We start from the raw sequence: 13,461 nt of genomic DNA, 5'->3' as shown, positions 1-13,461 counted from the left end.
CGCCGTCCCATACTCTCGAACCCCCCGATTACGCGTATTGCGCCTCAGCCTAGGACCTGCTCACAGGCCTTTTCCAGCCCGGCGGGTGTGACAGGTGTGATTGCTGTGACGACGGGGATGCCTCGGCCCACGGCATCCACTCAGCCCTAACTAGACTGGAGACCATGTCGAAGGTCCTCCAGTCCCTGCCCGTCGGCGAGCGCGTCGGCATCGCCTTCTCGGGGGGCCTTGACACCTCCGTCGCCGTCGCGTGGATGCGCGACAAGGGCGCGGTCCCCTGCACGTACACCGGCGACCTCGGGCAGCCCGACGAGGACGACATCGACGCGATCCCGGCACGGGCGCTCGAGTACGGCGCGGAGCTCTCGCGCCTGGTCGACTGCAAGCCCGCCCTCGTCGAGGAGGGCTTCGGCGCCCTCGCCTGCGGCGCGTTCCACATCCGCTCGGGCGGACGCACCTACTTCAACACGACGCCCATCGGCCGCGCCGTCACCGGCACGCTGCTGGTGCGCGCCATGAAGGAGGACGGCGTCGACATCTGGGGCGACGGCTCCACGTATAAGGGCAACGACATCGAGCGGTTCTACCGCTACGGCCTGCTGGCCAACCCCGCGCTGCGCATCTACAAGCCGTGGCTCGACGCCGACTTCGTCACCGAGCTCGGCGGGCGCCAGGAGATGAGCGAGTGGCTCGTCGAGCACGGCTTCCCCTACCGCGACTCCGCCGAGAAGGCCTACTCGACCGACGCGAACATCTGGGGCGCCACGCACGAGGCCAAGACCCTCGAACACCTCAACGTGTCGCTCGAGACCGTCGAGCCCATCATGGGCGTGCGGTTCTGGGACCCGTCCGTCGAGATCGAGACCGAGGACGTCACGGTCACGTTCGAGGCCGGCCGACCCGTCGCGCTCAACGGCGTCGAGTTCAGCGACCCCGTGCAGTTGGTCTTCGAGGCGAACCGCATCGGCGGCCGCCACGGCCTGGGCATGAGCGACCAGATCGAGAACCGCATCATCGAGGCGAAGTCGCGCGGCATCTACGAGGCGCCGGGCATGGCGCTGCTGTTCACGGCGTACGAGCGCCTGGTCAACGGCATCCTCAACGAGGACACGCTCGCGACGTACCACGAGCAGGGCCGCCGTCTCGGCCGCCTCATGTACGAGGGCCGCTGGCTCGAGCCGCAGTCGCTCATGCTGCGCGAGTCGATCCAGAAGTGGGTGGGCTCGACGATCACCGGCTCGGTGACGCTGCGACTGCGTCGCGGCGAGGACTACACGATCCTCGACACCGACGGCCCGCGCCTGTCGTACCACCCCGAGAAGCTGTCGATGGAGCGCGTCGGCGACGCCGCCTTCGGTCCCACCGACCGCATCGGCCAGCTCACGATGCGCAACCTCGACATCGCCGACTCGCGCGTGCGCCTGGAGCACTACGCGGCGGCCGGCATCATCGGCGGCGCGACCGGCGAGCTCGTCGGCCACCTGTCGCAGGGCGAGGCGGGCGAGATCACCGAGAGCGCGACGCCCCTCTCGGCAGCGGGCGAGGAGCTCGCGGACGCGACGGATGCCGCCAACGAGGCGTCCGCCTTCGATCTCGGCACCGACTGAGCCGAGCCGTTCCGCCGTCACCCGAGGCCTGCGCCTCGGTGGCGGGCGTGCCGTGCGCCGCCTACGCTGGCGGTCGTGAGCCCGGGGATCGCCGCGACGATGCGCGCCGCCGTGTACGACCGCTACGGCGGGATCGAGCAGCTCCGCCTCGAGGACGTGCCGGTCCCGGCGCCGCGCTCGGGTGAGGTGCTCGTCGAGGTGGTTGCGACATCGATCAACCTCTCGGACTGGGAGGGCCTGCGCGGATCGCCTGCGTACGCGAGGATCGCCGGCGGGCTGCGACGTCCGCGGCAGCGGGTGCTCGGATCGGACATCGCGGGCCGGGTGGCGGCCGTCGGCGACGGAGTCACGCGCTTCGGCGTGGGCGACGAGGTCTACGGCGACAACCTGGCGCGCAAAGGAGGGTTCTCGCAGTTCGCCGTCGCGCCCGAGACGGCTCTCGCCTTCAAGCCGGCTGGTCTCACCTTCGCCGAGGCGAGCGCGATTCCGCAGGCCGGTGCGATCGCGCTGCAGGCGATCGCTCGAGGCCGGCCCGGAGAGCGGATCCTGATCAACGGCGCCGGCGGTGGTTCCGGCGCCTTCGCGATCCAGCTCGCAGCTTCCGCCGGGATGCATGTCACCGGCGTCGACAATGCGGCGAAGCTCGACTTCATGCGCGAGCTCGGCGCCGATCGCGTACTCGACTACCGCGCGAAGGACCCCGCCCGGGGGGATTTCACGAGGACCGGGCCGTACGACCTCATCGTGGACTTCGTCGCGCATCGCTCGGTCTTCGCCTGCCGGCGGGCGCTCGCGCCGGGTGGCCGATACTACGTGGTCGGCGGCACCCTTCGGGCGCTGCTGCGGGTGCTCACGGCCGGCGCGATCGTCGGTGCGCTCAGCGGCACGAAGCTGCGGGTGCTCGTCGTGCGCGAGGGACCCGAGCAGTTCACGCCGATGACGGACCTGATCGTCGGCGGCGACGTCCGGCTGCGGATCGACAGGCGGTTCCCGCTGGAGGAGGTCGCCGCGGCGCTGGCGCATCACGGCGAAGGGCGTGCGCGGGGGAAGGTGATCGTCGAGGTGCAGGCCACCTAGCTATCTTGCACACGAGTGTGCACGTTATGTACACTGGTGGCATGTCAGACACGACACAAGCGCGCCGTCCGCGCCGCGATGCCCGCGAGAACCGCGCCGGCATCCTCGCCGCGGCCCACGTCGCCCTCGCGCACGATCCCCGCGCCTCGGTCGACGCGATCGCCCGTCAAGCGGGACTCTCGCGCCGCGCCCTCTACGGCCACTTCGACGACCGCGACGCGCTCGTGAGCGAGCTCGTCGCGCAGGGCGCCGACCGCTTCAACGCCGTCGCCGCCACCATCGACGACGCCGACGCCCGCGTCGCACTGGCCCGACTGGCGGCCGCGCTGTGGAACGAGGCCGCGCACGTGCAGGTGCTCGCCGCGATCGCGCTCGACGAGGCCCACCTCGAAGAGACCGCCACCGCGCTCGCACCGCTGCGCCGCACCGTGGTGCGCATCGTCCGCGAGGGGCAGGACGCCGACGTGCTGCGCACCGACGTCGCCGCGCCCACGCTGGCCCGCCTCGTCGAAGAGACCGCGCGCACCGTGATCACCCGCATCGACGCCTCCTCACCCGAGGCAGGCGCCCTCGCCGTCCGCGCGGTGCTGAGCATCGCCGGGCTGTCATGGCGGCAGGCCGACGCGCTGCTCGACCTGCATCCCGAGATCCTCGCCGGCGCCCAGGCGGCGAGCGCGTGAGGGTCGTGCTCGACGCGGTCGGCAAGGGCCGCCGCGAACACGCCCTGCCCGTGACCTCGACCGTCTACGCCTCCGGCGGCGCGACGCTCGTGGCCGCCGAGACCGAGCAGCGCCCCACGGTGCTCGGTCTCATCGCCTCGGGCCGCATGCGTCCCGACACGGGTCGCGTCGAGCTCGACGGAGAAGTGGATGCCTCGGCCCTGCGCAGACGTGTCGCCCTCGTGGATGCGCCCGAAGTGTCCGAGCCCGAGCCCAACGTCACCCTCGCGGGCGTCGTGGCGGAGGAGCTGATGTTCGCCGGGCGGCGCTCGCACCCCATCGCGGTGCAGAACTGGCTGGCCGACAACGGACTGGCGGAGGCGGCATCCCTTCCCGTCTCGAACGTCGATCCCGCCGACCGTGTGCGCGCGCTCTGCGAGCTCGCGGTGCTGCGCAAAGGCGTCGAAGGACTCGTGCTGGTCTCGCCCGACCGCCACGGCGGCGAGCCCGAGGCCTGGTGGCGCATCGCCGAGGAGTTCGCGGAGCGCGGGTTCGCGGTGCTCGTGATCGCCGGGCAGGCGTCGCAGCGGGTCGCGGATCGGCCGGCCGTCGCCTTCCCGGTCGTTGAGCGACCGAGGAACGAGGGAGACGAAACGTCGCGAGCAGACGTCGACAACGACCCGCGCGACGCCCGGCGCGTTTCGTCTCGCTTCGCTCGCTCAACGTGCGGGGGGCAGGGCGGCCCGACGCTCGGACGTCCCCGCCTGCGCCGGCTCACGGCACGCACGAAAGGGGGCCGGGCATGAAGGTTCCGCAGATGATCCTCGCCGAGCTGCGGCGGCTCACCTCGACGCGCATGTCGCTCATCGCGCTCATCGCACTCATGGCCGTGCCGATCCTGTACGGCGGACTGTACCTGTGGGCCAACCGCGATCCGTACGGGCAGCTCGACCAGGTGCCGGTGGCGCTCGTCGTCGCCGACACCGGCGCCGACCTCAACGGCACGGACCGCAACCTCGGCAACGAGGTCGCGCAGGAGCTCATCGAGGACGGATCGTTCGACTGGCACCTGACCACGGCCGACGAGATGACCGCGGGCCTCGACGACGGCACCTACGACTTCGGGGTGGAGCTGCCGGCCGACTTCACGGCATCCATCGCGTCCATCACCTCAGGCGACCCGCACCCGGCCGACATAGTGCTGCATACGAGCGACGCCAACAACTACCTCGCCTCGACGATCGGCACGCAGGCCGTCGAGAAGATCAAGACGACCGTCACGGAGAAGGTGGTGGCCGAGGCCGGGCTCACGATGCTCGACGCGCTCGACACGATCCGCGTGCAGCTGACCGACGCGGCCGCCGGTGCCGGGCAGCTGGTCGACGGGCTGGCACAGGCCGGCGACGGCGCGACGCAGCTCGCGGACGGGGCGACGCAGCTCGCCGACGGCACCGCGCAGCTGCGCGACGGCGCGGCACAGCTCTCCGCCGGGGCTGCGCAGGTCGCCGACGGCACGGCGCAGGTCGCCGCCATCGCCGACCGCGTGGGCTCCGCGTCCGCGACGGCCATCGCCGCGCTTCCGCAGGCGCGCGCCGACCTGGCTGCCAAGCTCGCCGAGGCGGGGCTCGACCAGGCGCAGATCGACGAGGTGCTCACGACGCTCGACCCGCTCGGCGCGCGCATCACAGCCGTCGACCAGCGCGTGCAGGGCGCGGTGGCGCAGATCGACCAGCTCGACGACGGCGCGCACCAGGTGTCGGACGGCGCCGCCACCCTCGCCGCCGGCACGGCGACGGCCGCCGACGGCGCGGCACAGCTGCGCGACGGCGCGACGACCCTCGACAGCGGAATCACGCAGCTGGAGGACGGCGCGACGCAGCTGCGCGACGGCCTGAGCGACGGGGCGGCGCAGCTGCCGTCGTACGACGCCGACACGCGCGCGAAGCAGGCCGACACCCTGGCGACCCCCGTCGACGTCGAGCGGTCGTCGCTCACGCAGGCGCAGAACTACGGTGCGGGCCTGGCGCCGTTCTTCGCCGCTCTGGCCGGCTGGATCGGCATCTACGCGCTGTTCCTCATCGTGAAGCCGGTGTCCAAGCGCGCGGTGACGGCCCTCCACTCCCCGATCCGCATCACGCTGGCGGGCTGGGCCACCCCGGCACTGCTCGGCGGCGTGCAGATGCTCGGGCTGTTCGGCGTGCTGTCGCTGGCGCTCGGCTTCTCGTTCGCCCATCCGCTCGCGACGCTCGGCATCCTGCTGCTCGCGTCCGCCACGTATGCCGCGATCGTGCTGGCGCTGAACGTCTGGCTCGGGTCGGTGGGCCAGTTCCTCGGCCTCGTCCTCATGGTGCTGCAGCTCGTGACGGCCGGCGGGACGTTCCCCTGGCAGACGCTGCCGGCGCCCCTCGCCGCACTGCACCACGTGCTGCCGATGGGCTATGTCGTCGACGCGATGAGACAGGTCATGTACGGCGGCAGTGCCGACCGGGTGTGGCTCGATCTCACCGTGCTCGTGGCATGGCTCGTCGGCACAGGCGTGCTCGCGGCCATCGGGGTGACCCGCATGACCCACTTCCGCACGCTGCGCGATCTGCAGCCGAGCGTGATCGGCTGACACGCCGGAGAGGGGGATGCCGGGCACCCGGCATCCCCCTTCCCCGTGCTTCTTACAGCGGGCCGCCGCCGACGCAGGTGCGGTCGCCGATCTGCGTCGAGTCGCCCTGCCCCGGGAACCACGCCAGGTTGCCGGCGCGGTCCTCGTACCAGAAGGCGGGGATGATGTCCTCGTCGTCCTGGTGCTTCTCGTGCGCGCGGACCACCGCCGTCTTGTCGGTCTCGATGAAGACGTACGGATTCTTGGCGCTGTGCGTCGCGTGACAGTACGCGACCCGGTGCGACCCGTCGACGGGCTGCGAGGCGAAGGCGGGTGCGGCGCTCCCGAGCGCGACGACCGCAGTGAGTGAGACGGCCGCCGCCAGGGCGACGGACCGGCGCGAGGCGCGCGTGTGCATGGACATAGTGGATCTCCCCCAGTTGAGATCGGACCAGTGAACGCGTCCGAGTCTGGCACCGGCACGATGGCCCCACAAGAGGCCGGTCGCGTGCCGAAAAGCGAGCGCGATTCGGCTCGGGGCGCCGGGCGGGATACGATGCGGAACAGTGCCCGTGCGCCCCGAACGCACCTGGTACGCCGTCCCGCGGTGTCCGGCACCGCGTGTCCCCCCACCCCAGCCCGGAAAGCTCTCAATGTCGAAGCCCCCCGCCTCGCCCTACGCCACCGACGACACCGTGCAGCGCCGCTCCGTGGGCCGCACCGTCGGCATCACCCTGTTCACCATCGTCGCGGTCGTGGTGGTGATCGCGCTCGTCGCGGTCGGGTTCATCACCTATACGGTGCAGCGCTCGTTCCCGCAGCTGAGCGGCGAGGTGACGGTCACGGGGCTCGACGACGAGGTGACGGTGCAGCGCGACGCGCTCGGCGTCCCCACCATCACCGCCGACTCGTCGCACGACCTGTTCTTCGCGCAGGGCTACGTGCAGGCGCAGGACCGCTTCTGGGAGATGGACTTCCGCCGCCACGTCACCAGCGGCCGCCTGTCGGAGCTGTTCGGGGAGTCGCAGCTGGGCACCGACAAGTTCCTGCGCACCCTCGGCTGGCACGAGACTGCCGAGCAGGAGGTCGAGGCGCTGCCCGACACCGAGCGCGGGTACTACGACGCGTACGCCGACGGGGTGAACGCCTACCTCGCCGACCACCAGGGCGCCGATGCGTCGTTCGAGTACGCCGTGCTGGGACTGCAGAACCCCGACTATGAGATCGAGCCGTGGACGCCGGCCGACTCCGTCGCGTGGCTGAAGGCGATGGCCTGGGACCTCCGCAGCAACATCGAGTCCGAGACCGAGCGCGCCGTGCTCGCGTCCGACTACAGCCAGGAGCAGATCGACGAGCTGTACCCGGGGTATCCGTACGACCGCAACCCCGTCATCGTGCCGAAGATCTCGACGGTGCCCGCCGTCGGCACCGCGCCCGACGCGACCGCCGAGGGCGAGACGGATGCCGACACGTCGTCGATCGAGTGGACCCAGGTCGACAGCGTCATCGAGGCCGTCGGCGAGCTCGTCGGCGATGCGGGCGAGGGCATCGGCTCGAACTCGTGGGTGGTGTCGGGCGCCAACACCGACACCGGCAAGCCGCTGCTGGCCAACGACCCGCACCTCGGCGCCTCGCTGCCGAGCGTGTGGCACCAGATCCAGCTCAAGTGCTCGGACGTCACCGACGAGTGCCCCTTCGACGTCGCCGGCTTCTCGTTCTCGGGCCTGCCGGGCGTGGTGATCGGCCACAACGAGCGCGTCGCGTGGGGCTTCACCAACCTCACGACCGACGTCACCGACCTGTACCTGGAGAAGATCCAGGGCGACTCGTACTGGTACGACGGCGCTCTCGTGCCGCTGGAGACGCACACCGAGACCTTCAAGGTGGCCGGCGGCGACGACGTCGAGCTCGAGGTGCGCTCCACCGCCAACGGCCCGATCGTGTCGGGATTGACCGACGACTTCACCGAGATCGCCGAGCACCCGTACGTGGGCACCGGCGGCACCGTGACCGAGCCCCCGGCCGACGCCCCCGAGGGCGAGTACGCCGTGAGCCTGCGCTGGACCGCGCTGCAGCCCGGGACGACGGCATCCGCGATCTTCGCCCTCAACACGGCCAAGGACTTCGACGACTTCCGCGGCGCGGCGGCGCTGTTCGACGTGCCGGCGCAGAACCTCATCTACGCGGACGTCGACGGCAACATCGGATACCAGACGCCCGGCAAGCTTCCGATCCGCGGCGCGGCCGACGGCTCGATGCCGCAGCCGGGCTGGAGCTCCGCGTTCGCCTGGCAGGGCTTCATTCCGTTCGAGGAGCTGCCGGTGTCGTACAACCCCGACAACGGGTACATCGTCACCGCGAACAACGCGATCGTCGGGCAGGACTACAAGTACTTCCTCACAAGCGACTGGGATTACGGCTGGCGCGCGGCGCGCATCACCGAGCTCATCGAGCGGGCGATCGCGAAGGGCCCGGTGACCGCCGACGACCTCAACGCGATCCAGGCCGACAACTACTCGTTCATCGGCATGCGCCTGACGGCCGCGTACGCCGACATCGAGACCGGCGACAGCCGCACCGACTCCGCCCTGAAGCTGCTGCAGGAGTGGGATGCCCAGGCCGGCGCCGACTCGGCCGCGGCGGCCTACGCCAGCGTGCTGTGGGACACCCTCGCGCAGAACGTGTTCCAGAAGGGCCGCGAGAACCCCGCGCCGCTGAGCGGCCAGGGCCGCCTGTTCCTCGTGATGGACGCGCTGCTGTCGGACGACGCGTCGCCGTGGTGGACCAACGACGAGCTCGGCGTCTCGGGCATGCGCGAGATGCTGAAGCGCTCTGCCATCGACGCGTACGAGCGTCTCGCCAAGGAGCAGGGCGACAACCAGTCCCGCTGGAACTGGGGCTCGCTGCACGCGCTGCCGCTGAACAGCGGCACGTTCGGCGAATCGGGCATCGCGCCCATCGAGTGGTTCTTCAACCGCGGTCCGTTCCCCGTCGGCGGCGGTTCGTCGGTCGTGAACGCGACGGGCTGGGACCTCGGCTCCGGCGACTTCGCCACGGTCACCGTGCCCTCGATGCGCATGATCGTCGACCTGAACGACTTCGACGACTCGCGCTGGAACCAGCTGACCGGCGAGAGCGGCCACGCCTTCCACACGAACTACACCGACCAGGTGGCGTCGTGGCAGAAGGCCGAGCTCACCCCGTGGGCGTACTCGTCAAAGGCCGTGACCGCAGCGACCACCGACACGCTGGTGCTGAAGCCCTGACGCAGGTCCGCAGAATCCCCGGTCTCCTCGAGATCGGGGATTCTGCGCAGGACCGGGGGCGTCGCCCTGGGTTTCGGCGCGGACCCCCGGCCTCGGGGAGCAGATCCTCGGTTTCGGGATGCCGGCGGCCGGCCGAAACCGGCCGGCACGGGTTCACCAGTCCCCGGCGTCGAGCCCGGTCACGTCGATGCCGAGGTCGCCGAAGTCCACCGGGGCATCGCTCCGATCGGCGACCACGCTCGTGCCGTCCTGCTGCGCCGGGCCCTCGATCGCCACGCTCGCGGCCCACACGAGGGCGCCGGTGACGAGCGAGGCGCCGACCAGCAGCGCCGCCCACGCCCGCAGCGACCAGGGCGCACGGTCGGCCGGCGGTGCGGCATCCACGGGGCTCGCGGTGGTGTTCGCGGGCGTCGCTGACGCGCGGGCGTCGGGCCGAGCTTCGCCCGCGCCCTGCGCGGCGCCGTCGACGAGCAGCCCCACCAGCACGTCGAGCTGCCCGGGCGTGAGTTCGTCGAACGCGGCGGCGAGCTCAGGAGTGAGCGCCGAGCCGCTCTCGCGCAGCGCGACGAGATAGCGCGCGAGCGCCGCCTCGTCGGCGAGATCGGGCCGGCGATCGGCGCTCACGACGCGCCCCGGACCACCACGTGACCGCCGTCGGCGAGCGCCTGCGCCATGTAGGCGGCGTACCAGCGGGGCCAGTCCTCGTCGTACACGCCGCCGAGGTCATCGCGCTCGTGCGCGCCGTGCGCAGCCGCGGTGCGGATCAGCAGTTCGCGCAGAAAGTTCTCGGTGTCTGCCACCGTCGTCTCGTGCGACATCGTCGTGCCTCTCGCGGCCCTCAGCGGCCGGGAGCCCGCGTGACGATCTGCTGCAGCACCCAGCCGTTGCCGTCGGGGTCGGCGAACGAGGCGTAGGTGCCGTAGCTGTCGGCCAGGGGGTGCGAACCGGCGACGCGGTTGTCGGTGCCGGCCCAGTGGAAGATGCCGTCGGCGTCGTGCCACAGCTCGCTGACGTCCGCCCCGCGCTCGATCAGCTCGGCGCAGGCCGCGGCGATGTCGGGCGTGATGAGGTGCAGTCCCTGCGTCGATCCGGGCTCGGCGGTCGTGAGCTTCTCGCCGAAGATGATGGATGCCGCCGACCCGGGCGGCGTCGCCTGCACGACGCGCAGCCCGCGCTCGGAGCGGAAGTCGGCGTCGAGGCGGAAGCCGACACTCTCGTAGAACGCCTTGGCGCGATCCACGTCCGAGACGGGGATGACGACGACTTCGAGCTTCAGGTCCATGGGTGGTCTCCTCATTCCTCCGGTAGCGTCACCGGTTTGACTGGTGACTACCTTGCTCTTCCATTCGTCACCTGTCAAGCAGGTGACGCGATTTCGCCCGTTCGCTCGTGTCACCTGTCAGAATGGTGATGTGATTCACGCCTTCCCCTGCGGCACGCTCGCCCTCGACTTCGTGGGCACACTGCGTGCGCGTCGCAACGACGAGCCCACCGAGAAGCTCGCCGCGCCGGCCGACCTCGACGCGTGGTTCGTCGAGTCGGGCCTCGTGCCGCGGGCCGCGGCATCCGATCCGTCCGATCTGGTCGCCGCGATCGAGGTGCGCGAGGCGATCTACGCGCTCGTGTGGGCCCGGCTGCACGACCGCGCGCTGCCGGCCGATGCCGTCGCGACACTCAACGCCGTCGCCGCCGAGCCGCCGCTGGCCGCCGCGCTGACCTCCGACGGCTGGGCGCGCTCGGGCACGCCGCGGCAGGCGCTGTCGGACCTCGCACGAGAGGCGGTCGAGATCGTGGGCGGCGACGAGGCGGCCCTGCTGCGCGAGTGCGCGCGCCCGGAGTGCACGCAGGTGTACCTCGACACGTCCCGGGGGCACCGGCGAGAGTGGTGCTCGATGGCCACATGCGGCAGCCGCATGAAGGCCAAGGCGTACCGCGAACGTCGCAAGGCTGACGCGGCCTGAGCCGGCCGGCGTCAGCCGAGGCGCTCGGCGAGCGCGACGGTGATCCCCTCGGGCCCGCGCACGTAGGCCATGAGCCACACGCCCTCGTACTCGCCGATGCCGCCGACGAGCCCGTATCCCTCGTCGGCCAGGCGCGCGACCTCCGCACGCAGATCGTCCACCTGGAACGCGATGCTCCGCAGGCCGAGCTCGTTCGCCATGGCCGCGGGGGAGCCCTCGACCGGGTCGGGGCGGAGGAAGCGGCCCAGCTCGATTCCGGTGCCGCCGCCGGGAGCGTGCAGCATCACGATCTCGCTGCGGGAGTCCGGGATGCCGCACACCGTGTCGATGAACTCGCCCTCGATGAACGTCCGGCCCTCGATCTCGAGCCCCAGCGCGACGAAGAACGCCGTCGCCGCGTCGAGGTCGCGGACCGTCACGCCCACGTGGTCGAAGGTGGTGATCGGCGCCATGGCGTGGCCTCCTCAGCTCGTCGCGCGGTGCACGTCGGAGCCTACGGCGACACCATGGCGCCGTCGACCCCTACTCGACGAGCTTGCCGACGACCGACACCTCACGCATGAGCGCGGCGATCTCGTCCGGGATCGCCGGGATCTCCTCGCGCACGACACCGGTCTCGGGCGACCACACGAGGTTCACCTGGAGCTCGGGATCCAGGTCCGGGTAGTCGCTGCGGTTGTGGCATCCACGGGTCTCGCGCCGCTCGAGCGCGGCCTCAAGCGTCGCGCGAGAGGCGAGCGCGGCCGACTTGAGGTCGAACGCGTGCGCGAGGTCGTGGTACCCGGCGATGTCGGGGTGTACGCCGATGTCGGCCATGCGCGCCTCGATCGCGTCGAGCTCGGTGAGACCCCGGCGCAGGCCCTGCTCGTCGCGGACGACGCCGGCATGCTCGGTCATGACGTCGCGGATCGCGCGCTGCAGGGCACGGACGTTCTCGGTTCCGGATGCCGCCAGCAGATCCGCGATCTCGGCCCGCGCCGTCGCGACCGCGGTCGCCGAGCGCTGCTGGGCCGGGAGCGCCGCGGAGTAGGCGGCCGCCGCCTGACCGACGATGCGGCCGAAGACCAGCAGCTCGATCAGCGAGTTGCCGCCCAGGCGGTTGGCGCCGTGGAGTCCTGACGAGGCCTCGCCGATGGCGTACAGCCCCGGCACGTCGGTGGAGTGATCCGACGAACGGACCCACACGCCGCCCATCGAGTAGTGCGCGGTCGGCGCGATCTCGATGGGCTCCTTGGTGATGTCGAGCATCTGCAGCTCGAGCATCGTCTGGTACACGCGCGGCAGGCGGGTCATGATGACCTCGCGCGGCAGGTGCGAGACGTCGAGCCACACACCGCCGTTCGGGGTGCCGCGGCCTTCCTTGATCTCGGTGTAGCAGGCCAGCGCGACGCGGTCGCGGGTCGACAGCTCGAGGCGCTCGGGGTCGTACTTGTGCATGAAGCGCTCGCCCAGGCCGTTGCGCAGGATGCCGCCCTCGCCGCGCGCGGCCTCCGAGATGAGCGTGCCGGCGGCGTTCTCGGGCTCGATGATGCCGCTCGGGTGGAACTGGACGAGCTCGGGGTCGCGCAGCCGGCCACCCGCCTCGATCGCGAGGCGGAACGAGTCGCCGGTGTTCTCGTCGCGGCGCGACGACGTGCGGCGCCAGATGCGGTTGTGGCCGCCGGCGGCGAGGATGACGGCATCCGCGTGGATCAGGTACCGCGTGCCGTCTTCGAGGTCGAATCCGTATGCACCGAAGACGGAGCCGTCGTCGTTCACCAGGATGCGCGTGACATAGACGGTGTCGAGGATCGGCACCTGCAGCTGCGCGGCGCGGTTGATGAGCGTGCGCTGGATCTCCAGGCCGGTGTAGTCGCCCGCGAACGCGGTGCGGCGGTAGGTGTGCGCGCCGAAGAAGCGCTGCGAGATGCGGCCGTCGTCCTCCCGGGCGAACGGCATGCCGTAGCGCTCCAGGTCGTCGATGCCCTGGGCCGCGCCCTTCGTGACCACCTCGACGGTCTCGGGGTTGGCGAGCAGGTAGCTCTCCTTGAGGGTGTCGGCGGCGTGCTGCTGCCACGTGTCCTCAGGGTCCATGGTCGCCAGCGACGCGTTGATGCCGCCCGCGGCGAGCGAGGTGTGGGCGTCGGACTTGGGGCGCTTGCCGAGGGCGAGCACGTCGACGCCCGCCTCGGCGAGTTCGATGGCCGCGCGAAGGCCCGAGCCTCCGGTTCCGATGACGAGGACGGTGGTGGACAGCTGACGTTCTGAGGACTTCACACCACGACGCTAAGCACGATGCTTCGATTACTCCAATGCATA

General features: G+C 71.2%; 13 protein-coding genes. 7 read left to right on the top strand and 6 right to left on the bottom strand.

All coding sequences use genetic code 11. The features are described from left to right. Positions 1-164 precede the first annotated feature (164 nt). The 5 genes from argG (at position 165) to ACFWJ8_RS04740 (ending at position 5,957) form a co-directional block, all read left to right on the top strand. A complete protein-coding gene (gene argG, locus ACFWJ8_RS04760; RefSeq protein WP_378809496.1) occupies positions 165-1,607 on the top strand; it encodes an argininosuccinate synthase in 1,443 nt (480 codons plus the stop codon). Between the two features lie 75 nt (positions 1,608-1,682). Then, the gene (locus tag ACFWJ8_RS04755; RefSeq protein WP_378809494.1) at positions 1,683-2,684 is read left to right on the top strand and encodes an NAD(P)-dependent alcohol dehydrogenase; all 1,002 of its coding nucleotides are present in this window, start codon (positions 1,683-1,685) and stop codon (positions 2,682-2,684) included. Between the two features lie 41 nt (positions 2,685-2,725). Continuing rightward, the gene (locus tag ACFWJ8_RS04750; RefSeq protein WP_378809493.1) at positions 2,726-3,364 is read left to right on the top strand and encodes a TetR/AcrR family transcriptional regulator; all 639 of its coding nucleotides are present in this window, start codon (positions 2,726-2,728) and stop codon (positions 3,362-3,364) included. Next, complete coding sequence (locus ACFWJ8_RS04745; protein ID WP_378809491.1) at positions 3,361-4,149, top strand: hypothetical protein; 789 nt, start codon at positions 3,361-3,363, stop codon at positions 4,147-4,149. Before ACFWJ8_RS04750 ends, ACFWJ8_RS04745 begins: the two co-directional genes overlap by 4 nt. Further along, positions 4,146-5,957 (top strand): YhgE/Pip family protein, encoded by a 1,812-nt coding sequence (locus tag ACFWJ8_RS04740; RefSeq protein ID WP_378809489.1) that lies wholly within the window; start codon positions 4,146-4,148, stop codon positions 5,955-5,957. The genes ACFWJ8_RS04745 and ACFWJ8_RS04740 overlap by 4 nt, the downstream gene beginning before the upstream one ends. Positions 5,958-6,009: 52 nt before the next feature. On the opposite strand, the gene ACFWJ8_RS04735 is transcribed toward ACFWJ8_RS04740, so the two are convergent. Beyond that, positions 6,010-6,354: a hypothetical protein gene (locus ACFWJ8_RS04735; RefSeq protein ID WP_378809487.1), complete on the bottom strand. Its 345-nt coding sequence runs from the start codon at positions 6,352-6,354 to the stop codon at positions 6,010-6,012. 235 nt (positions 6,355-6,589) lie between these two features. On the opposite strand from ACFWJ8_RS04735, the gene ACFWJ8_RS04730 reads away from it, so the two are divergent. After that, positions 6,590-9,202: a penicillin acylase family protein gene (locus ACFWJ8_RS04730; protein WP_378809486.1), complete on the top strand. Its 2,613-nt coding sequence runs from the start codon at positions 6,590-6,592 to the stop codon at positions 9,200-9,202. Between the two features lie 153 nt (positions 9,203-9,355). On the opposite strand, the gene ACFWJ8_RS04725 is transcribed toward ACFWJ8_RS04730, so the two are convergent. Genes ACFWJ8_RS04725 through ACFWJ8_RS04715 form a run of 3 tightly spaced genes read right to left on the bottom strand, consistent with a single transcriptional unit; the run spans position 9,356 to position 10,484 of the window. After that, positions 9,356-9,826 (bottom strand): hypothetical protein, encoded by a 471-nt coding sequence (locus ACFWJ8_RS04725; protein WP_378809484.1) that lies wholly within the window; start codon positions 9,824-9,826, stop codon positions 9,356-9,358. Further along, a complete protein-coding gene (locus tag ACFWJ8_RS04720; RefSeq protein WP_378809482.1) occupies positions 9,823-10,020 on the bottom strand; it encodes a hypothetical protein in 198 nt (65 codons plus the stop codon). The genes ACFWJ8_RS04725 and ACFWJ8_RS04720 overlap by 4 nt, the downstream gene beginning before the upstream one ends. A 20-nt stretch (positions 10,021-10,040) precedes the next feature. Continuing rightward, positions 10,041-10,484, bottom strand: coding sequence for a VOC family protein (locus ACFWJ8_RS04715; RefSeq protein WP_378809481.1), 444 nt, complete (start codon positions 10,482-10,484; stop codon positions 10,041-10,043). A gap of 130 nt (positions 10,485-10,614) precedes the next feature. Here ACFWJ8_RS04715 and ACFWJ8_RS04710 point away from each other — a divergent pair, with 130 nt between their 5' ends. Beyond that, positions 10,615-11,163 (top strand): CGNR zinc finger domain-containing protein, encoded by a 549-nt coding sequence (locus ACFWJ8_RS04710; RefSeq protein ID WP_378809480.1) that lies wholly within the window; start codon positions 10,615-10,617, stop codon positions 11,161-11,163. Between the two features lie 11 nt (positions 11,164-11,174). Here ACFWJ8_RS04710 and ACFWJ8_RS04705 read toward each other — a convergent pair whose 3' ends face one another. Further along, positions 11,175-11,615 carry a VOC family protein gene (locus ACFWJ8_RS04705; protein ID WP_378809479.1) on the bottom strand — a complete coding sequence of 147 codons (441 nt, stop codon included), beginning with the start codon at positions 11,613-11,615 and terminating at the stop codon, positions 11,175-11,177. A 70-nt stretch (positions 11,616-11,685) separates the two neighbouring features. Next, on the bottom strand, positions 11,686-13,419 hold the full coding sequence (locus tag ACFWJ8_RS04700) for an L-aspartate oxidase (protein WP_378809478.1): 1,734 nt from the start codon (positions 13,417-13,419) through the stop codon (positions 11,686-11,688). Between the last annotated feature and the right edge of the window lie 42 nt (positions 13,420-13,461).

The sequence above is a fragment of the Microbacterium sp. NPDC058389 genome (assembly GCF_042722305.1).
Taxonomy (GTDB): domain Bacteria; phylum Actinomycetota; class Actinomycetes; order Actinomycetales; family Microbacteriaceae; genus Microbacterium.
This window is presented reverse-complemented; position numbering and strand designations above follow the sequence as displayed.

What these genes read in the sequence shown, in the direction of transcription:
- argG (WP_378809496.1), top strand. Translation starts at nt 165, where the DNA reads ATGTCGAAGGTCCTCCAGTCCCTGCCCGTCGGCGAGCGCGTCGGCATC.
- ACFWJ8_RS04740 (WP_378809489.1), top strand. Translation starts at nt 4,146, where the DNA reads ATGAAGGTTCCGCAGATGATCCTCGCCGAGCTGCGGCGGCTCACCTCG.
- ACFWJ8_RS04730 (WP_378809486.1), top strand. Translation starts at nt 6,590, where the DNA reads ATGTCGAAGCCCCCCGCCTCGCCCTACGCCACCGACGACACCGTGCAG.
- ACFWJ8_RS04720 (WP_378809482.1), bottom strand. Translation starts at nt 10,020, where the DNA reads ATGTCGCACGAGACGACGGTGGCAGACACCGAGAACTTTCTGCGCGAA.
- ACFWJ8_RS04705 (WP_378809479.1), bottom strand. Translation starts at nt 11,615, where the DNA reads ATGGCGCCGATCACCACCTTCGACCACGTGGGCGTGACGGTCCGCGAC.
- ACFWJ8_RS04735 (WP_378809487.1), bottom strand. Translation starts at nt 6,354, where the DNA reads ATGCACACGCGCGCCTCGCGCCGGTCCGTCGCCCTGGCGGCGGCCGTC.
- ACFWJ8_RS04715 (WP_378809481.1), bottom strand. Translation starts at nt 10,484, where the DNA reads ATGGACCTGAAGCTCGAAGTCGTCGTCATCCCCGTCTCGGACGTGGAT.
- ACFWJ8_RS04750 (WP_378809493.1), top strand. Translation starts at nt 2,726, where the DNA reads ATGTCAGACACGACACAAGCGCGCCGTCCGCGCCGCGATGCCCGCGAG.